Origin of the sequence: Agromyces atrinae (assembly GCF_013407835.1) — a bacterium.
Lineage (GTDB): Bacteria > Actinomycetota > Actinomycetes > Actinomycetales > Microbacteriaceae > Agromyces > Agromyces atrinae.
Genome location: NZ_JACCBI010000001.1, coordinates 1,901,727 through 1,918,960, shown reverse-complemented (window position 1 = coordinate 1,918,960; position 17,234 = coordinate 1,901,727). Strand labels below are relative to the sequence as shown.

The 17,234-nt window shown below is 70.6% G+C and carries 18 protein-coding genes; 10 read left to right on the top strand and 8 right to left on the bottom strand.

Going from position 1 to position 17,234, the window contains the following annotated elements; translation table 11 throughout:
• Window positions 1–44: 44 nt before the first annotated feature.
• The 3 genes from BJ972_RS09055 to BJ972_RS09045 all read left to right on the top strand — a co-directional run bounded on the left by BJ972_RS09055 (window position 45) and on the right by BJ972_RS09045 (window position 3,629).
• The gene (locus tag BJ972_RS09055) at window positions 45–926 is read left to right on the top strand and encodes a universal stress protein (RefSeq protein WP_129173676.1); all 882 of its coding nucleotides are present in this window, start codon (window positions 45–47) and stop codon (window positions 924–926) included.
• The gene (locus BJ972_RS09050) at window positions 923–2,485 is read left to right on the top strand and encodes an APC family permease (RefSeq protein ID WP_129173677.1); all 1,563 of its coding nucleotides are present in this window, start codon (window positions 923–925) and stop codon (window positions 2,483–2,485) included. The genes BJ972_RS09055 and BJ972_RS09050 overlap by 4 nt, the downstream gene beginning before the upstream one ends.
• Window positions 2,486–2,855: 370 nt before the next feature.
• Entirely contained in the window at window positions 2,856–3,629 is a 774-nt protein-coding gene (locus tag BJ972_RS09045) for an endonuclease domain-containing protein (protein ID WP_129173678.1), read from the top strand.
• A gap of 87 nt (window positions 3,630–3,716) precedes the next feature.
• On the opposite strand, the gene BJ972_RS09040 is transcribed toward BJ972_RS09045, so the two are convergent.
• On the bottom strand, window positions 3,717–4,679 hold the full coding sequence (locus BJ972_RS09040) for a hypothetical protein (protein ID WP_129173679.1): 963 nt from the start codon (window positions 4,677–4,679) through the stop codon (window positions 3,717–3,719).
• Between the two features lie 59 nt (window positions 4,680–4,738).
• Here BJ972_RS09040 and BJ972_RS09035 point away from each other — a divergent pair, with 59 nt between their 5' ends.
• From BJ972_RS09035 to BJ972_RS09025, 3 genes are read left to right on the top strand one after another with little or no spacing between them, the layout of a single operon-like run.
• Complete coding sequence (locus tag BJ972_RS09035) at window positions 4,739–5,185, top strand: FAS1-like dehydratase domain-containing protein (protein WP_129173681.1); 447 nt, start codon at window positions 4,739–4,741, stop codon at window positions 5,183–5,185.
• A complete protein-coding gene (locus BJ972_RS09030) occupies window positions 5,182–5,604 on the top strand; it encodes a MaoC family dehydratase (protein WP_129173683.1) in 423 nt (140 codons plus the stop codon). Before BJ972_RS09035 ends, BJ972_RS09030 begins: the two co-directional genes overlap by 4 nt.
• A gap of 10 nt (window positions 5,605–5,614) precedes the next feature.
• Window positions 5,615–6,796, top strand: coding sequence for a UDP-N-acetylmuramate dehydrogenase (locus tag BJ972_RS09025; RefSeq protein WP_129173685.1), 1,182 nt, complete (start codon window positions 5,615–5,617; stop codon window positions 6,794–6,796).
• A gap of 137 nt (window positions 6,797–6,933) precedes the next feature.
• Here the strand turns inward: BJ972_RS09025 and BJ972_RS09020 are convergent, their stop codons facing one another.
• Window positions 6,934–7,341: a hypothetical protein gene (locus tag BJ972_RS09020; protein ID WP_129173687.1), complete on the bottom strand. Its 408-nt coding sequence runs from the start codon at window positions 7,339–7,341 to the stop codon at window positions 6,934–6,936.
• Window positions 7,338–9,077 carry a PspC domain-containing protein gene (locus tag BJ972_RS09015; RefSeq protein WP_129173689.1) on the bottom strand — a complete coding sequence of 580 codons (1,740 nt, stop codon included), beginning with the start codon at window positions 9,075–9,077 and terminating at the stop codon, window positions 7,338–7,340. Before BJ972_RS09015 ends, BJ972_RS09020 begins: the two co-directional genes overlap by 4 nt.
• 114 nt (window positions 9,078–9,191) lie before the next feature.
• On the opposite strand from BJ972_RS09015, the gene BJ972_RS09010 reads away from it, so the two are divergent.
• Both BJ972_RS09010 and BJ972_RS09005 read left to right on the top strand, forming a co-directional pair.
• A complete protein-coding gene (locus BJ972_RS09010) occupies window positions 9,192–10,376 on the top strand; it encodes an ATP-binding protein (RefSeq protein WP_129173691.1) in 1,185 nt (394 codons plus the stop codon).
• Window positions 10,369–11,043 (top strand): LuxR C-terminal-related transcriptional regulator, encoded by a 675-nt coding sequence (locus BJ972_RS09005; protein WP_241830758.1) that lies wholly within the window; start codon window positions 10,369–10,371, stop codon window positions 11,041–11,043. The genes BJ972_RS09010 and BJ972_RS09005 overlap by 8 nt, the downstream gene beginning before the upstream one ends.
• A 121-nt stretch (window positions 11,044–11,164) precedes the next feature.
• On the opposite strand, the gene BJ972_RS09000 is transcribed toward BJ972_RS09005, so the two are convergent.
• The 5 genes from BJ972_RS09000 to BJ972_RS08980 all read right to left on the bottom strand — a co-directional run bounded on the left by BJ972_RS09000 (window position 11,165) and on the right by BJ972_RS08980 (window position 15,568).
• Window positions 11,165–11,794 (bottom strand): response regulator, encoded by a 630-nt coding sequence (locus BJ972_RS09000; RefSeq protein WP_129173695.1) that lies wholly within the window; start codon window positions 11,792–11,794, stop codon window positions 11,165–11,167.
• Window positions 11,791–12,987 (bottom strand): sensor histidine kinase, encoded by a 1,197-nt coding sequence (locus tag BJ972_RS17675; RefSeq protein ID WP_129173697.1) that lies wholly within the window; start codon window positions 12,985–12,987, stop codon window positions 11,791–11,793. Before BJ972_RS17675 ends, BJ972_RS09000 begins: the two co-directional genes overlap by 4 nt.
• Window positions 12,984–13,841, bottom strand: coding sequence for an ABC transporter permease (locus tag BJ972_RS08990; RefSeq protein WP_129173699.1), 858 nt, complete (start codon window positions 13,839–13,841; stop codon window positions 12,984–12,986). The genes BJ972_RS17675 and BJ972_RS08990 overlap by 4 nt, the downstream gene beginning before the upstream one ends.
• Window positions 13,838–14,722 (bottom strand): ABC transporter ATP-binding protein, encoded by an 885-nt coding sequence (locus tag BJ972_RS08985; protein WP_129173701.1) that lies wholly within the window; start codon window positions 14,720–14,722, stop codon window positions 13,838–13,840. The genes BJ972_RS08990 and BJ972_RS08985 overlap by 4 nt, the downstream gene beginning before the upstream one ends.
• A gap of 189 nt (window positions 14,723–14,911) precedes the next feature.
• On the bottom strand, window positions 14,912–15,568 hold the full coding sequence (locus BJ972_RS08980) for a LysE/ArgO family amino acid transporter (RefSeq protein WP_129173703.1): 657 nt from the start codon (window positions 15,566–15,568) through the stop codon (window positions 14,912–14,914).
• Window positions 15,569–15,639: 71 nt separating this feature from the next.
• On the opposite strand from BJ972_RS08980, the gene BJ972_RS08975 reads away from it, so the two are divergent.
• Together BJ972_RS08975 and idi are read left to right on the top strand one after the other, a co-directional pair.
• Complete coding sequence (locus BJ972_RS08975) at window positions 15,640–16,512, top strand: LysR family transcriptional regulator ArgP (protein ID WP_129173705.1); 873 nt, start codon at window positions 15,640–15,642, stop codon at window positions 16,510–16,512.
• Window positions 16,513–16,646: 134 nt separating this feature from the next.
• Window positions 16,647–17,216: an isopentenyl-diphosphate Delta-isomerase gene (gene idi / locus BJ972_RS08970; protein WP_206736492.1), complete on the top strand. Its 570-nt coding sequence runs from the start codon at window positions 16,647–16,649 to the stop codon at window positions 17,214–17,216.
• Window positions 17,217–17,234 lie beyond the last annotated feature (18 nt).

Below are 17,234 nucleotides of genomic sequence, written 5' to 3'. Positions count from 1 at the left end.
CACCACCCCGAGCTGTCCCACCCGAACCATCGAGAGGACCGAGCATGAGTGAAGCGAGTTACGTCGTCGGCTACACGGCGACCGAGAAGGGGGCCGACGCCGTCGCGCTCGGCGTGCGCCTCGCGCGCGGCACCGGCGCCCGACTGGACGTCGTGATCGTGCTGCACATCGAGCAGCGCGGTGCGGTCGTGCCGACGGATGCCGGTTACGAGCGTTTCGTGCGGGAGCAGGCCGAATCGTGGCTCGCCGAGATCGACGTGCCGAGCGACATCGAGGTGCGCCGGCACGTGCGCTACGCCGACTCGTCGTCGGAGGGCCTCACCGAGGCCGCGCACGAACTGGGCGCGGCGCTCATCGTCGTCGGCGCCGCTCGCGGCGGACTGCTCGGCCGGCTCTCGATCGGCAGCGTCGCGAACGAACTGCTGCACTCGAGCGACGTGCCCGTCGCGATCGCTCCCGTCGGTTCCCGGTCGATCGGCGAGGGGCACGGCATCAGCCGCGTCACGGCCGCCGTCGGCACACGTTCGGGGTCGGATGCGCTGCTCGCGTCATCCGTCGCCCTCGCCGGGGCCGCGAGTGCCCCGCTCCGACTCGTGTCGCTCGTGACCCTCGACCTGCCCGGCAGCGTCGACACGCGCCTCGCGAACCGCACGGGCGCCGCCCACGCGGAAGAAGTGCTCGAAGCCGCGCGGGCCGCACTGCCCGCCGACGTCGCGGCCAGTGCGAGCGTCGCCTCCGGCGACAGCATCGCCGAGGCCATGGGCGAACTCGACTGGGAGTCGGACGAGATCGTCGTCGTCGGCTCGAGCCGACTCGCGCAGCAGGGGCGGTTGTTCCTCGGAGCGACCGCCGCGAAGGTTCTGAGAGAACTGTCGGTGCCGCTCATCGTGGTGCCGCGATCGACACGCGAAGGAGACCGCTCATGAGCCAGGACACGCAGTCGCCCGGCCCGGGCGGATCGTCCGAGATCGGCACGCCCCTCGACGGAGGGCTCTCGAAGAAGGGGCTCTCGGCCGGGTCGGTCGGCCTCATCGGCGCCGTCGTCATCGGCATCTCGTGCATCGCGCCCGCGTACACCCTGACGGCGGCCCTCGGCCCGACCGTCTCGGAGGTCGGCGTTCAGGTGCCGGCGATCATGCTCGTGGGCTTCATCCCCATGCTGCTCGTCGCTTTCGGCTACCGCGAGCTCAACCGCATGATGAGCGACTCGGGCACCTCGTTCACGTGGGCGACCCGCGCGTTCGGCCCGTGGATCGGCTGGATGGCCGGCTGGGGCCTCGTCGCCGCGACGATCCTCGTGCTGTCGAACCTCGCCGGAATCGCCGTCGACTTCCTGTTCCTGCTGATATCGCAGATCACGAACAACCCCGACATCGCCGGGCTCGCCGCGAATCCGTTCATCAACGTCGTGGTCTGTCTGCTGTTCATGCTCGGGGCGACCCTCATCTCGTATCGCGACATGCAGACGACGCAGAAGCTGCAGTACTTCCTCGTCGGCTTCCAGCTGCTCGTGCTCGTGCTGTTCGCGATCGTCGCGTTCGTGCGCGTCGCCGACGGATCGGCGTTCGACGCGACGGCGATCGACGCGTCGTGGTTCAACCCGTTCGCCGTCGAGTCGTTCTCGGCGTTCGCCGCGGGCCTCTCGCTCTCGATCTTCATCTTCTGGGGCTGGGACGTCACGCTCACGATGAACGAGGAGACGAAGGGCGAGAAGACGCCCGGCCGCGCCGCGACGATCACGATCATCATCATCGTCGCCCTGTACCTGCTGCTCGCCGTCTCGCTCATCGCCTTCGCGGGCGTCGGCGAGGGCGAGTTCGGTCTCGGCAACCCCGACATCCAGGACAACGTGTTCTTCGCCCTCGCGACCCCGATCCTCGGGCCGCTCGCGGTGCTCGTCTCGCTCGCCGTGCTCACGAGCTCGGCGTCGTCGCTGCAGTCGACGTTCGTGTCGCCCGCTCGCACGCTGCTCGCGATGGGGCACTACGGCGCCCTTCCCGAGTCGTTCGCGAAGGTCAGCCCGCGCTTCTTCACGCCGGGCTACGCGACGATCGTCTCGGCCGTCGTGGCGTCGGCGTTCTACGCGATCATGCGATTCATCTCGGAGAACGTGCTGTGGGACACGATCACGGCCCTCGGCATGATGATCTGCTTCTACTACGGCATCACGGCGTTCGCGTGCGTGTGGTACTTCCGCAAGCAGTGGTTCGACTCGGTGCGGAACGTCTTCTTCACGTTCCTGTTCCCGCTCGTCGGCGGCGTGATCCTCGCGGTGCTCTTCGTGACGACGCTCATCGACAGCATGGACCCCGACTACGGATCGGGCTCCAACATCTTCGGTCTCGGCCTCGTGTTCGTGCTCGGTGTCACCGTCATCCTCGTCGGTGTCGTGATCATGATCATCCAGGCGGTCAAGCGCCCCGCGTTCTTCCGCGGCGAGACCCTCTCGATGGACGCCCCCGCCTCCCTCCGTCGCCGCCGCTAGCGCGCCCCGCTTCCTTTCGTCTCGGCGTCACGTTTGTGCTCTTCAACCTGGTTGAGCAGCACAAACGTGACGCCGAGACGTGTTTGGGCGGTCCTGCACAGGGACGGGACGCGAGTGAGGAGTGCACAGGGGCGTGAGTGCGCGGCATGCGGCGGCGTGAAGGACGAGAGCATGACGGATGCCTCGTGCTCGTTATCCTCTTCCCCTGCGCCTCCGGGAGCTCGGCTCCTTCACTCCGGCTGATGCGCGCCGCGACGGTGTCGGACGGCGCCGACTCACGTCATCCGATGTGGTTCGACCGTTCACGGGTGTTCGAGCGGTTCATGACCACGATTCGATTCATGCCCTCGTCGAGGCGTATGCGAAACGGATGCCCTCGTCGCAGTTCTTCAGCCATGCAACGGCTGCGGTTCTCTGGGGCGCGCCGCTGCCGTACCGCTACTCGGTAGCTCCGGCCGAGGGCCGCGCCGACATCCACGTGTCGGCGTTACGGCCCGACTCGAGGCCGCGGCTCGACGGTGTCATCGGGCACACGCTATCGCCGAAACGTACACGGGTCGTCGAGCTGAACGGGCTTCGCGTGACCGACCCTGCGTCGACGTGGGCCACTCTCTCGACGCTCCTCCGCCTCGATGATCTCGTCGCGGCGGGAGACTTCTTCGTGACGGGAGAGGAACCGCTTGGGCGCGCCCCGGCACTCACGACCCTCGATGAACTGCGCGCGGCGCAAGCGCGCTATGGGCGGACGCCGGGGGCGACGCGCCTGCGAGAGGCGCTGCCCCTTGTGCGGTTCGGGCCGCTGTCGCCGCAAGAGACGGTCGTACGATTGCGACTTCTCGACGCGGGGTTGCCCGAACCGCAACTCAACTGGGACGTGCGGAATGAGTGGGGCGAACTCGTCGCGATGATCGATCTGGCCTACCCCGATCAGCTCGTCGGCATCGAGTACGAGGGCGATGGGCATCGTCAGCGAGAGAGGTTCCGCGCCGACATCCATCGCCGGGAACGCCTTGAAGACCTCGGCTGGACCATCGTGCGCCTCACGGCCGACGATGCCTCGATCGATCGCGACCCGCGCCGGGTGCGGGAGATGACGAACCGCGTCGCGCGTCGCCTCCGCGAACGCGGCTGGACACCTGCGTAGCCCGTTTCGGCGTCACGTTTGTGCTGTTCGGGCACCGCCAACAGCACAAACGTGACGCCGAGACTGAAAGTAGGGGCGCTGAGGAGGTCAGGGGCGGAGGGCGGCGCCCTCGGGGAGTTCGACGGTCTCGAGGGCGGGGGCGGCGCGGAGCGCGTCGACGAGGGCCGCGCTCCCGGCGATGAGCGTGGAGTCGAGGTCGACGTCGGTCGCGAGAACCCACGCGCGGTCGGCGGGCCACACGAGGCTCGGCGACGCCGTCCACTCGGCGACCTCGTCGGCCCACGGCACGAGCGCCGCCCACGACGGCTGGGCGAACTCCGCGAGCGATGCGCGGAACAGCACGTGGTCGCGGCTGGGCAGCGCGAGCCGGGGCCCGCGGGAGATCTCCTCCGAGAGGATGCCGGGCTGCCACGACACCTTCGCGAACGGCGAGTTGAACGGGTCATGGATGCTCTGCGCGAGGAACTCCGCGTGCCGCCGGCGCTCGTCGTCGTCGGTGCCCGCGGGCGATCCCGCGAGCGTGAGCGTCGCCCGCGACGGCGCGGATCCCATGAAGCCGAGCACGCCGCCCCAGCCGTCCCAGATGCCCGCGACGATATCGTCGCCCGTGCCCGTGAAGCGCGCGAGCACTCGAACGATCGAGGCGAGGGATGCCGCGTCGAGACGACCCTCCTCCGGCTCGGTGTACCGCCAGCCGGCGTCATCCCGCGCCTGCTCGCCCGAGTGCGACTCGTCGAATCCGACGAGCTCGTGCCACGGCCCGCGCGGGTCGACACGCGAGTCGAAAGCGTCGGCCGTCTCGGCCCACGTCACCGCGGCGCTGTCGAGCGAGTGCCCGGCGCGCGAGAACGCGTCCCACTCGGCGCGGTGCCGTTCGACGGGCTCGGGCGGCCAGGCTGCGCCGACCGGGCGCTCACGCGTCGCGGGGTGCAGCACACGGGCGTAGGCCTCGAACCCGCGCGGCACGAGGGCGTGGATGCTCGCGGGCAGTCGGTCATCGAGTCGTTCGCGAATCCAGTCGCCGCGTGCGACATCCGTCGTCCATTCCATGCCCTCACGCTAGTGGCGCGACCTGCGCAGAGCCTCGGGGCCGCGCCTAGACTGACGGGGTGCCAGTGAACCCCGAATTGCAGGGTCGCGCGTTCCCGCCGACCGCACCGTATCTCGTGGGTCGTGAGAAGGTGCGCGAGTTCGCCCGCGCCGTCTTCGCGACCGATCCGATCAACCTCGACGTCGACGCCGCGCGCGCGGCCGGCCACGCCGACGTCGTCGCGCCGCCGACGTTCCCCGTCGTCGTGCAGGAGCAGACTCTCGCGCAGCTGCTCGCCGAACCCGATGCGGGCATCGACTTCTCACGCGTCGTGCACGGCAACCAGCAGTTCACGTACTCGCGTCCGATCGTCGCCGGCGACGTCCTCGTCGCGGCCCTCACGGTGTCGAGCGTCAAGACGCTCGGCGCGCACGCGATGGTCACGGCCGAGTCGCGCATCTCCGACGAGGCGGGCGAGCACGTCGTCACCGCCATCTCGACTCTCGTCGTGCGAGGTGACGAATGAGCACCGCACCCGACCTCACGAGCCTGACCGTCGGCGATGTCATCGCCGAGCAGACCTACGCCCTCACGCGCGACTCGCTCGTGCGCTACGCGGGCGCCTCGGGCGACTTCAACCCGATCCACTACCGTGACGACGTCGCCGCGTCGGTCGGCCTTCCGGGCGTGCTCGCCCACGGCATGCTCACGATGGGCCTCGCCGTGCAGCCCGTCGTCGCCTGGGCCGGAGACCCCGCCCGCGTCGTCGACTACCAGGTCAAGTTCACGCGCCCCGTCGTCGTCGACCCCGAGACGGGCGCCGACGTGCACGTCGTCGCGAAGATCGGCCAGCTCGCGGATGACGGTGTGCGCGTCGACCTCACCGTGACGTACGAGGGCGAGACGGTGCTGGGCAAGGCCCAGGTACGCGTCTTCCTCGCGTAGAGGCCTGCTCGTGTCATCCGCCCCGCCTCTTGCCGAGCTCACGACGCTGCGCGTCGGCGGGCGTCCCGAGCGACTCGTGACGGCGACGACGCAGCGCGACCTCGTCGACCTCGCGCGCGACGTCTGGGCGAGCGAGGAGCAGTGGCTCGTGCTCGGCGGCGGCTCGAACGTGCTCGTCGGCGACGACGGATTCGAGGGAGCGGTCATCCGTGTCGCGACGCGCGGCATCGAGGTGCTTCCCGTCGACGAGCCCGGCCGCGCGCGAGTGCGCGTGCAGGCGGGCGAGCCGTGGGACGAGTTCGTCGCCTACTCGGTGCAGCGCGGATGGAGCGGGCTCGAGGCGCTCTCGGGCATCCCGGGCCTCATGGGCGCGGCTCCCGTGCAGAACATCGGCGCGTACGGGCAGGAGCTCTCGGATCACCTCGTCGCGATCGAGTTCCTCGACGCGGACGACGGCGAGGTGCGGCGGATGACGGCGGCCGAGCTCGAACTCGGATACCGCAGCTCCGTGCTGAAGTCGGGCCTCGAGGGCATCGTCCTCTCCGTCGAGCTCGACCTCGCCGACACGACCGCGGAGCGCGCCGTTCTCGGCGAATCGCTCGGCGAACCCATCGCCTACGCGCAGCTCGCGACGGCCCTCGGCGTGCAACTCGGCGACCGGGTTCCCATCGCCGATGTGCGTCGGACCGTGCTCGAACTGCGCGCGGGCAAGGGCATGGTGCTCGACCCCGACGACCCCGATTCGGTGAGCGCGGGTTCCTTCTTCACGAACCCCGTCGTGACCGAACGCGTCGCGCGCACGCTGCCTGCCTCGGCTCCGCGCTGGTACCTCGCGCCCGAGGTCGCCGACGAGATCGTGCCGCTCGGTTCGGTCGCGGCCGAGAGCCCGCTCGACGCTTTCCTCGCCTTCCAGTCGTCGGATGAGCCGGCGCCCCAGCCCGTCGCCCCCGGCGAAGAGCTCGTGAAGCTCTCGGCCGCGTGGTTGATCGAGCAGTCCGGCATCCGTCGCGGGTTCGCGCTGCCGGGTTCGCGCGCGGCGATCTCGTCGAAGCACACGCTCGCACTCGTGAACCGTGGGGGAGCCTCGGCCGAGGAGATCGCGCAGCTTGCGCGCTTCGTGCAGTCGCGCGTCAACGCCGAGTTCGGCATCACGATCGTGCCCGAGCCCGTCTTCGTCGGCATCGAGCTCTAGCGCCGCGCTCCGCTGCGCCGCCGTGCTCCCGCGCACCCCGCACAACAGTCTCGGCGTCACGTTTGTGCTGTTCGCGGGGCGCGAAGAGCGCAAACGTGACGCCGAGACGGGGGTTGGTTGGCGGGGGTGGTGGGGTGCTAGGGGGTGCGGCGCTGCAGGCGACGGATGACTCCCACGAGGCCCGACACGAGGATGATCGCGCCGAGCGCGAGCAGACCGTAGAGCGCGATCGTTCCGGGGGTCTGCGTGCGGAGCCACACATCGGCATCGTCGCGACGCACGGGGTCGACGAGCAACGCGATCGCGATCGCGGCGGTCGCTGTAAAGACGAGACCCCAGAGGATGCCGGCCCACCGCACGCGCGGGCGCTCGACCGGTGCCGCCGCGGCTACCGGGGTCGCCGCCTCGACGTACGGCGGCTGTGCCCACGTCTGCTCGGTCTCGGCGGCCGGCTCGAGTACGAGGGTCTCGGCATCGTCGACGCCCGAGTCGACGCCGGTGTCGAGGCGCTCGGTGTCGAGCGGTCGCGTCGTGTCGTCGCTCATCGGGTCACTCCTTCCGGGGTCATCTGAAGCTGAACTTCCGGGGTCATCTCGAGCTGGGCACCCGGCGACATCTGCTGCGAGGTGCTCGCCTCGAGCTCCATGTACTGGATCCAGACGGAACCGGTCGATTGCGTGAGGTCGATGGTGAGGTCGGGCACGCGGGTCGGGTCGCCGAGCACGACGCGGTGACGGTCGACGCCGTTGACTGATTCGCGGGTGATCTCGCCCGCCTCGATGGGGTTGCCGTCGTAGTCGGAGCTGAACATCGAGAGGTTTCCGTTCTGCAGAGTGGCGGTGATGACGACCGTGAGGTCGCCGTAGACGTTGATGTTGGTGTCGCCCCAGATTTTCTGCACCTCGAGCGACGACGGGTCGCCGTTCACGCCGTTCCGTGCATCGGCGGTGATCGACAGGCTGCCGAGGGGCTGCACGAGGGACCGGGTCTCGCCGGCGACCGGCTGCACCCACGCGGTCACGCCGACGAGCTCGCCGGTGCGCGGGATGGCGGCCGCGATGAGGCCGATGACGAGCAGCGTCATCGAGATCCACGCGAGGAATCCGCTGCGACGGCGGATGACACCCGCGATGACCATCGCGAATCCCGTCACCCCGGCTGCGACGAGCACTCCGAGCGTTCCCGCGTAGTCGGCGACCGGCGATTCGCCGAGGGAGAAGAGCGCGACGGCCGTTCCCGCGACGAGGGCGGTTCCGAGCGCGAGGGCGACGAACGCGAAGCTCGTGCGCGGGTTCGCGGCGCGACGGGCCGCACGCGCGGCGTCTCCGGCGACGCGGAGCTCCGCCGCTCGTGCGCGGTTCTCGGCGGCCCACTGGGCTCGGGCCGCACGGTCGGCATCGGCCTGGCGTCGCTTCCAGTCGGCGACATCCGCTCGCCACGCGTCTTGCGCGCGCTTCCACTCCTCGAAGTCGGCGTAGGTCTCGCCCGCTGCGCCCGGCTCGGCGGGCGGGGCGGGCTCGGCGGGGGCGGGCTCGACGGGTGCGGTGAAGGCGACGGATGACGGTGCGGGAGTGGTACCCGGAGCGGCGGCGGCACCGGGCGCGGAAGCCGTTCGCGCTGCGGGCACAGACCCCCCGCCCCGGGAGTTCTTGGTCGCAGTGACGATGACCCAGATGATGAGTCCGACGATCGCGAGAGAGACGAGCACATTCCAGAACCCGACCGCTGCGGGCGCGATGACCGACGAGATCGGCCACCACGGGCCCGAGAGCACGATCGGTGAGGCGACGCTCCAGAACGCCTGCGTCACCGGGAAGAAGCTCGCGAGGAGGAGCAAGCCGATGCCGATGAGAGCGGGGTCGAACTTCCCGCGCAGCAGTCGTTCGAGGTGGATGCGGCCGTCGGTGTCGGGCAGCAGCAGCCACCCCGCGGCGTAGAGGAAGAACACGGGGGCGGCGAGCACGGCGGCGACGACGGCGACACCGCGGACGATGAGCGGATCGATGCCGAGACGCGCGGCGATTCCCGCGCACACCCCGCCGAGCCAGCCGGCCCGGCGCTCGATGCCGAAGCTCCGCAGCCCGTCGTAGAAGCGGGAGCCGGTGCCGCCCGCGGTAGCGTCGGGGCCCGCGGCGCCCGCGGCCTCCGGGGGGATGCGGCCCGTGCCGGGTGCGCCGGACTGCTCGCCGCGAGGCGCGTCGTCGGCGGATGCCGCTGCGTCGTCGGGGCGCTCGGTTCCGGCGGCATCCGCTTCGGGGTCGGAGGGTGCTGTGTTCGTCATATCTCGATCGTGCCCGCCGCGCCGTGCCCGCCGCTATGGGGTGAATCCCTGAACGCCCCCTGATCCTCGGGCCTCGGGGCACCCGGAGTCGGACGCGCGTGATTGGATGCTGGAATGGTCACCGTTCCCGCACGACTGCGCGCGCCGCTCGAGCGTTCGCGCGAGTGCCTCGTGTCGGGCACCGCGGCGGGCCTCGCCCGGCACCTCGGCTGGTCGCCGACGCTCGTGCGTGTGGCGTTCGTCGTCCTGAGCGCTGCAGCCGGCGCGGGTGCACTGCTCTACATCTGGCTGTGGGCCTTCATGCCGTGGCAGGCCGGTGCGAAACCGACCCACCGCCGCGTGCCGGTCGCCTGGAGTCTCGTCGCGCTCACGGCGATCGCGGTGCTCGTCGCCCTCATCGCCGACCGCTCGTTCCTCCGCACCGACGTGCCGGTGCCGCCGTGGCTCGCGCCCTCGCTCGCCGCCGCGACGCTCGCCGTCGCCGCGAGCACGTGGGCGACCTTCATCGACCGCGCCGATCCGGTGCGGGGCCCGCGCTCCGAGAAGGCCGTGCGCGTGACGGTCGCCGGCATCCTCGTGGCGCTCCTCATCGTGCTGCTCACGAGCCCGGCGTGGGGCGACCTGCGGGTCGTCGTCATCGGGGCCTTCGTCGTCCTCGTCGCGATCGGGCTCGTCTTCGCGCCGGCACTCGTCCGTCAGTGGCGGGAGCTCACGGTCGAACGCACGCGATTGATCCGCGAGGAGCAGCGCTCCGAGATCGCGGCGCACCTGCACGATTCGGTGCTGCAATCGCTCGCCCTCATCCAGAATCGTGCGGGCGCCTCGACCGAGGTCGCGCGCATCGCGCGCGCCCAGGAACGCGAGCTCCGCGCCTGGCTCTACGCCGCCGACAGCCCCGCCGACAGCGACCTCGGCACCGACCTGCGCGACTTCGCCGCAGCGCTCGAACTCGACTACGCCGTGCGCGTCGACGTCGTCGTCGTCGGCTCATCGACCGAGCGCGCGAGCGGCGAGCTGGCATCGGCCGCCCGCGAGGCGATGCTCAATGCGGCCCGGCACGCCGGCGGCGACATCTCGGTCTACATCGAGGGCGCGGGCGACACCGTCGACGTCTTCATCCGCGACCGCGGCCCCGGCTTCGACCCCTCCGACGTGCCGAGCGACCGGCTCGGAGTGCGCGAGTCGATCATCGGCCGCATGAAGCGCGCGGGCGGTTCGGCCCGCGTCGGTCCGGGTGCGGGGGATGCCGGTACCGAGGTCCACCTGTCCTTCGAACATTCCGGAGATCGACGTGCCTGATTCACTTCCGCCCACGACACGTGTCGTCGTCGTCGACGACCACTCGATCTTCCGCTCGGGTCTCAAGGCCGATCTCGATGCGTCGATCGAGGTCGTCGGCGAGGCGCACGACGTCGACTCGGCCGTCGCCGTCATCACCGAGACGGTTCCCGACGTCGTGCTGCTCGACGTGCACCTGCCCGGAGCGGCGACCCCCGCGAGCGGCGGAGCCGACGTGCTGCGCAGGGCTGCGCCCCTCGTGCCGGGCACGCGCTTCCTCGCGCTGAGCGTCTCGGACTCTGCCGAAGACGTCGTGGGAGTCATCCGTGCCGGCGCGCGCGGGTACATCACCAAGGGCTCGTCGGGGTCGGACGTCAGCTCGGCCGTGCGCGCCGTCGCGGGCGGCGACGCGGTCTTCTCGCCTCGGCTCGCGGGCTTCGTGCTCGACGCGTTCGGCGTCGTCTCGGGCGAGACGGCGACGACGACCGACGAACTCGACCGGTTGTCGGCGCGCGAGCAGGAGGTCATGCGCCTCATCGCGCGCGGCTACGCCTACAAAGAGGTCGCCTCCGAGCTCTACATCTCGACGAAGACCGTCGAGTCGCACGTCTCGGCCGTGCTGCGGAAGCTCCAGCTCTCGAGCCGGCACGAGCTCACGGCGTGGGCGACGGCGCGGAAGCTCTTGTAGCACCCTCGCGCTCAATCCTCCCCGGAGGAGTGCCGTTCGCGCGCGAGAGTGCCGCTCGAGCGGCACTCGTGCACGGAATCGGCACTCCCGCACGCCGTGCCCGCCGCGCCGTACCCACCGCTCAGAGCAGCCCGAGCTCCATCGCGCGCGTCACCGCACGCGTGCGGTCGTTCACCTCGAGCTTCTCGAAGGCGTGCACGAGGTGCGTCTTCACGGTCGCCTCGCCGATGAAGAGCTCGGCGGCGATCTCGGGGTTCGAGCGCCCGGCCGCGACGAGCCGCAGCACGTCGAGCTCGCGCGGCGAGAGCGACACGGGCGTGGCCGATTCCGTGCGCACACGCCGCACGAGCCGTGCCGCGATCGACGGAGCGAGAACCGTCTCGCCGGCGGCGACCGAACGCACACCCGCGAGAAGTTCATCGTGCGGGGCGGCCTTCACGAGGTATCCGCTCGCGCCCGCCTCGATCGCGCCGACGATGTGCTCGTCGGTCTCGTAGGTCGTCAGCACGAGCACGTGCACCGCAGGGTCGGCCGCGATGATCGCCGCCGTCGCCTCGACACCGTCGAGTCCCGGCATGCGGAGGTCCATGAGCACGAGGTCGGGGCGGAGATCCGCGGCGAGCCGCACGGCCTCGTGACCGTCGGCCGCCTGACCGACGACGTCGATGTCGGACTCCGCCGCGAAGAGCCCCGCGATCCCAGCCCGGACGACGGGGTGGTCGTCGGCGACGAGAACACGGATGACACTCATGCGTCCATCCTCGTCGACAGGGGAGCGACGACGGTGAGGGTCGCTCCGCCACTCGGCCCGGACGCGAACGAGACGCGTCCGCCGACGAGTTCGAGGCGGTCAGCCATGCCCGCGAGCCCGAAGCCGCCGCCCGAGACCGCGGCGCCCGGCCCGACGCCGTCGTCGACGACCGTCAGGCGGGCGTCGTCGCCCGTGACCTCGACGGCGATGCGTGCCGACGTCGCCCGGGCGTGCTTCCGTACGTTCGCGAGCCCCTCCTGGGCGCAGCGCAGGAACACGACTTCGAGTTCGCGTCCGAGAGCGTCGCCCGTGACATCCGTCTCGACCCGCACCCCGGTCTCGCGCTCGAAGGAGCGGGCGAGGCGTTCGAGCGCCTCGGCGAGGGTCGAATCGACGCCGACGGGTGTGAGCGTCGCGACGAGGCCGCGCGCCTCGGTGAGCGCGTCACGGGCCATCGTCTCGATCAGGTCGATGTCGGAGCGCGCGCCCGCGACATCCGCCTCGCCGTCGAGCCGGGTCGCCGTGCGCTGCGCGACCATGACGAGTCCCGTGAGGCTCTGAGCGATCGTGTCGTGGATCTCGCGCGCCAACCGTGCCCGCTCGCTCGTCACTCCGGCCTCGCGATGCAGCACGGCGAGCTCGCCTTGCGCGGCCTGCAGCTCCTCGAGCAGTCGCGCGCGCTCCTCGCCGAACTCGCCGATACGTGTGATCCAGAGGCCCATGGCGAAGCTGAACGTGATCGAGAGGGCGCCGACCGCGAGTCCCGACACCACGCCATCGACGCCGAAGCGCACGATGTACCCCGCGACGACCGCGAGGGCGACGCCGACGTTGCCCATGATCGCGCCGCGCATCGAGTCCGCGAGCACCCAGACGAGCGGGTAGACGACCGTCTGCAGCGTCGCCGCGGCCGGCTCGAGCGAGACGGCCGCGAGAACGAACGCGATGAGGATGACGGTGTACACGACATCCCCGCGGCCCGGCGCCGCGCCCACCCGCGAACGGCCGTAGACGAACCAGGCGGCGACGAATCCGGCGAGCACGGCGGCGAGCGCGTACTCGCGCGTGCCGTAGGGCGGGTCGAGGGCCGCGATGCCGGCGACGATGAGTGCGACGCCGGTGAGCGCGAGGTCCCACCAGATGCGGCTCACCCGTCGAGCGTCGTCGGCGACGACCTTCCACCCGTCGCTCACGCGTCGCGCCGGATCCAGCGGAACGTGATGCGGCTCACGACGACACCGATGACGAGCCAGACGAGGAGCGCGATGCCGACGGCACCGAGATCCCACACGCCGTTCTGCTCGAGCGCGGCGAACTCCTCGGGGAGGAAGACGGCGCGCATGCCCTGGGCCATCCACTTGAGCGGGAAGATGCTCGCGATGTTCTGCATCCACTCGGGCAGTGCGTAGAACTGCAGGTAGACGCCCGAGATGAACTGCAGGATGAGCAGGATCGGCACGACGACGGCCGTCGCGCTGCGGCCCGACCGCGGCAGCGCCGAGAGGGCGATGCCGAGCAGTGCCGATGTGATGACGCCGAGCACGAACACCCACGCGAACGTGAGCCACGACGACGCTTCGGTCGGCAGCGAGATGTCGAGAACGACGACCGCGACGACGAGCAACAGCGCGGCCTGCGCGATGCCCGTCACGAAGACCTGGCCCATCTTGCCGAGGAAGTACGCGGTCGGCGAGAGCGGGGTTCCGCCGAGTCGCTTGAGCGTGCCGTCGCTCTTCTCCATGGCGATGTCGACGGCGAGGTTCTGCACGCCCGAGAGCAGCATTCCCGCGGCGAGCATGCCGGGCAGGTAGTAGGCCGCGACCGAGATGCCCTCACCGTCCGGCCCCGCCGTGATGTCGCCCGACGAGCTGAACGCGGCCGAGAAGATCGAGAGCATGATGAGCGGGAAGAGGAACGTGAAGAACACGGTGTCGAGCGAACGGAAGTAGCTCTTCACCTCGTAGCCGACGCGCGAGGCGGCGACGGCTCCGAGCGGGCGGTGCGTGATCGCGCGGGCATCGGCCCGGCTCGTGGTCGTGGCGCTCATGCGGTCACCTCCGAGACGGATGACGGTGCCGCGACGCTCGCGACGAGATCGAGGTAGATGTCTTCGAGGCTCGGTCTCACGATCTCGAGGTCGTCGGGTTCTCGGCCGATCTCGCGCACGATCGACGCGACGAGGAGGCCCGGTTCGTCGGTGCGCTGCTCGTGACGCGCGCCCGCGACATCCCGCCATCGCACGATCGGAATGCGTGCCTCCTGCCCGCCGATCTCGTCGATGCTGCCGATGTCGATGAGGCGGCCGCCGGCGATGACGCCCGCGCGATCGCTCAGCTGTGCGGCCTCGTCGAGGTAGTGGGTGGTGAGGAGGATCGTCGTGCCCTCCGATTTCAAGAGCCGGATGAGGGTCCAGAACTCACGGCGCGCCTCGGGGTCGAAGCCCGTCGTCGGTTCGTCGAGGAAGAGCAGTTCGGGACGGCCGATGATGCCGAGGGCGACGTCGACGCGGCGGCGCTGGCCGCCTGAGAGCTTCGAGAGTCGGGTCTTCGCCTTGGCCTCGAGGCCGACGGCGGCGATGACCTCGTCGACGTCGCGCGGGTTCGGGTAGAAGCCGGCGAAGTGGCGCAGCTGTTCGGCGACGGTCATGACGCCCGCCTCGGCGGTGGACTGCAGCACGATGCCGAGCTTGGCCTTCCAGTCGCGGCCGCCGCGGGCGGGGTCGGTGCCGAGCACGCTCACGTCGCCGCCGGTGCGGTGCCGGTAGCCCTCGAGGATCTCGATCGTCGTCGACTTGCCCGCGCCGTTCGGGCCGAGGAGCGCGAAGGTCTCGCCGCGCTCGATGTCGAAGCTCACGCCGTCGACGGCGGAGAGAGGGCCGTACTCCTTGCGGAGGTCGCGCACACGCACGGCGGGGTCGGTTTCTGTCATGGCTCAAGAGTGTCACTGCCGGTGCCCGCCGACCAGAGTCCGCTCGGCCGACCCCGGCATCCGCCGATCGATGGACCCCCGGCAACTCAGTCTCGGCGTCACGTTTGTGCTGTTCGACGGCCGTGAACAGCACAAACGTGACGCCGAGACTGAAGAGGGCAGGGCGCGGCGGCGGCGGACCAGCGCGGGTCAGTGGGGGATGACGAGGAGGAGGCCGAGCGTGATCATGATGAGCGCGATCGCGCCGTCGACGATGCGCCACGCGCGCGGGGTGCGCACCACGCGTCCGAGGTGCCGGGCGCCGAAGCCGAGAGCCGCGAACCACACGATGCTCGCGATCACCGCGCCCGCGCCGAACACCCAGCGCGCGTCTCCGTGCGTGTTCGCGACCGACCCGAGCAGGAACACCGTGTCGAGGTAGACATGCGGGTTCAGCCATGTGAGCGCGACGGTCGTGCCGATGACCGAACCGAGGGTCGCGGTGCGCGTCGCGACGAGGGTTCCGCCCGGGCTCGAGGCAGTGGATGACGGCTGCGACTCCCCCGCGGCATCCATGAGTCCGCCGCCGCGGATCGCCCGGCGGGCCGCGAGGATGCCGTACCCGACGAGGAAGGCCGCGCCCGCCCAGCGCACGACGTCGACGAGCCACGGTACGGCGGTCACGATCGCGCCGATGCCCGAGATGCCGAGGACGATGAGCGCGGCGTCCGAGAGGGCGCAGACGAGCACGACGGCGAGCACGTGCTCGCGCCGGATGCCCTGCCGCAGCACGTACACGTTCTGCGCGCCGATGGCGATGATGAGCGAGAAGCCGAGGCCGATGCCGGCGAGCAGGGAGGTGGTCACGGGTCGAGGCTATGCGGGCGCGCATCATCAGTACAGCTCATAATTCTTCCGAACCATTAGAGTTTCTTACGATGCCGATTCCCGTCGATCTCGCCCGCACTCTCGCCGTCGTCGTCGACGAGGGCACGATCGACGCGGCCGCACGCCGCCTGCGCGTCACCCCGTCGGCGGTCAGCCAGCGCATCAAGGCGCTCGAGCAGCAGCTCGGCCGCGTGCTGCTCGTGCGCTCGAAACCGGCGCGCGCGACCGAGGCGGGCCGTGCGGTCGTGCGTCTCGCCCGTCAGCTCGCGCTGCTCGAACACGATGCGCTCGCCGAACTCGGGCAGAGCGACGACGACACCGTCTCGATCCCGCTCGCCGTCAACGCCGACTCGCTCGGCACGTGGTTCCTCCCGGCCCTCGCGCGGCTGTCGGCGGAGCATCCGGTCGTCTTCGACCTCCACCGCGACGACCAGGACTTCACGGCGGGGCTGCTCGAGTCGGGTGTCGTCATGGGCGCGGTCACCTCGCAGGAGACGCCCGTCGCGGGATGTCTCGTGAGCGCGCTCGGGGTCATGCGGTACGAGGCCGTCGCGACCCCCGACTTCGTCCGGCGCTGGCAGGCGGATGACGGTCTGGACCGTGCACCCGTCGTGCAGTTCGACCGTCGCGACGAGCTGCAGAACGTCTACCTCGCGCGCCGCGGCATCGACCCGGCTGCGCCGCCCCGGCACTTCGTACCCGCGTCGAACGATTTCGCGACGGCCGTGAAGCTCGGCCTCGGCTGGGGTCTGCTGCCGGGCTTCCAGTCGACCGCCGAGCTCGAGTCGGGCGAGCTCGTGTGCCTCGGGGGCCCGCCCGCCGATGTGCCGCTCTACTGGCAGCAGTGGAACCTGCGCTCGCCGCTGCTCGATCGCATCGCCGAAGTCGTCGCCGACGAGGCGCGCCGGGCCCTGCGGGTCTGAGCCTCTGTCTTCTCTCCCTCGCCCCCTGTTCGCAATTCAGGAGAGGAGCGGCGAGTCGTGATCGCCGGGTGGCCGCGGCGGGCCGCGACACGGTCGCCCGCCTGAATTGCGAACAGCGCTTAGGCTGGATGACCGTGGAAGCCGAACACGTAGAGCCCGAGATCCTCGTCGAGACCGTCGACCGCGAGGGACACCCGATCGGGTCGCTCGAGAAGCTCGCCGCGCACACGAAGCCGGGCACGCTGCACCGCGCGTTCTCGCTCTTCGCGTTCGATTCCGACGACCGGCTCGTGCTGCAGCAGCGCTCGGCCGACAAGTACCACTCGCCGCTGCTCTGGACGAACACCGCATGCGGTCATCCGTTCCCGGGCGAGACGCCGGCCGACGCCGTCCGCCGCCGCGCGCACGACGAGCTGGGCGTCGAACTCGCCGACCTCGTCGAGGTCGGCACCGTGTACTACCAGGTCGACGACCACACGTCGGGCCTCGTCGAGCATGAGTTCAACCACGTCTTCACGGCGCGCATCGAGTCGGCGCCCGTCCCCACGCCGCACGAGGTCGCCGACGTGCAGTTCGTCGACGCCGAGGCGCTCGCCGCGCTCCGCACCGAGACGCCACTCACGGCCTGGTTCGACGACGTCTACGGTGCGATCGCGCCGACGCTCGCCGAGAACTACCCCGGCTTCGGGGCGACCCGCCCGTAGCTCTCCCGGGCCGCGCCG

Coding starts and splice junctions, on each gene's coding strand:
- BJ972_RS09020 (WP_129173687.1), bottom strand. CDS start 7,341: ATGAGCGACGACACGACGCGACCGCTCGACACCGAGCGCCTCGACACC.
- BJ972_RS08990 (WP_129173699.1), bottom strand. CDS start 13,841: ATGAGCGCCACGACCACGAGCCGGGCCGATGCCCGCGCGATCACGCAC.
- BJ972_RS09015 (WP_129173689.1), bottom strand. CDS start 9,077: ATGACGAACACAGCACCCTCCGACCCCGAAGCGGATGCCGCCGGAACC.
- BJ972_RS09000 (WP_129173695.1), bottom strand. CDS start 11,794: ATGAGTGTCATCCGTGTTCTCGTCGCCGACGACCACCCCGTCGTCCGG.
- BJ972_RS09045 (WP_129173678.1), top strand. CDS start 2,856: ATGCCCTCGTCGCAGTTCTTCAGCCATGCAACGGCTGCGGTTCTCTGG.
- BJ972_RS08975 (WP_129173705.1), top strand. CDS start 15,640: ATGCCGATTCCCGTCGATCTCGCCCGCACTCTCGCCGTCGTCGTCGAC.
- BJ972_RS09040 (WP_129173679.1), bottom strand. CDS start 4,679: ATGGAATGGACGACGGATGTCGCACGCGGCGACTGGATTCGCGAACGA.
- BJ972_RS09010 (WP_129173691.1), top strand. CDS start 9,192: ATGGTCACCGTTCCCGCACGACTGCGCGCGCCGCTCGAGCGTTCGCGC.
- BJ972_RS09030 (WP_129173683.1), top strand. CDS start 5,182: ATGAGCACCGCACCCGACCTCACGAGCCTGACCGTCGGCGATGTCATC.
- BJ972_RS09050 (WP_129173677.1), top strand. CDS start 923: ATGAGCCAGGACACGCAGTCGCCCGGCCCGGGCGGATCGTCCGAGATC.
- BJ972_RS08985 (WP_129173701.1), bottom strand. CDS start 14,722: ATGACAGAAACCGACCCCGCCGTGCGTGTGCGCGACCTCCGCAAGGAG.
- BJ972_RS09055 (WP_129173676.1), top strand. CDS start 45: ATGAGTGAAGCGAGTTACGTCGTCGGCTACACGGCGACCGAGAAGGGG.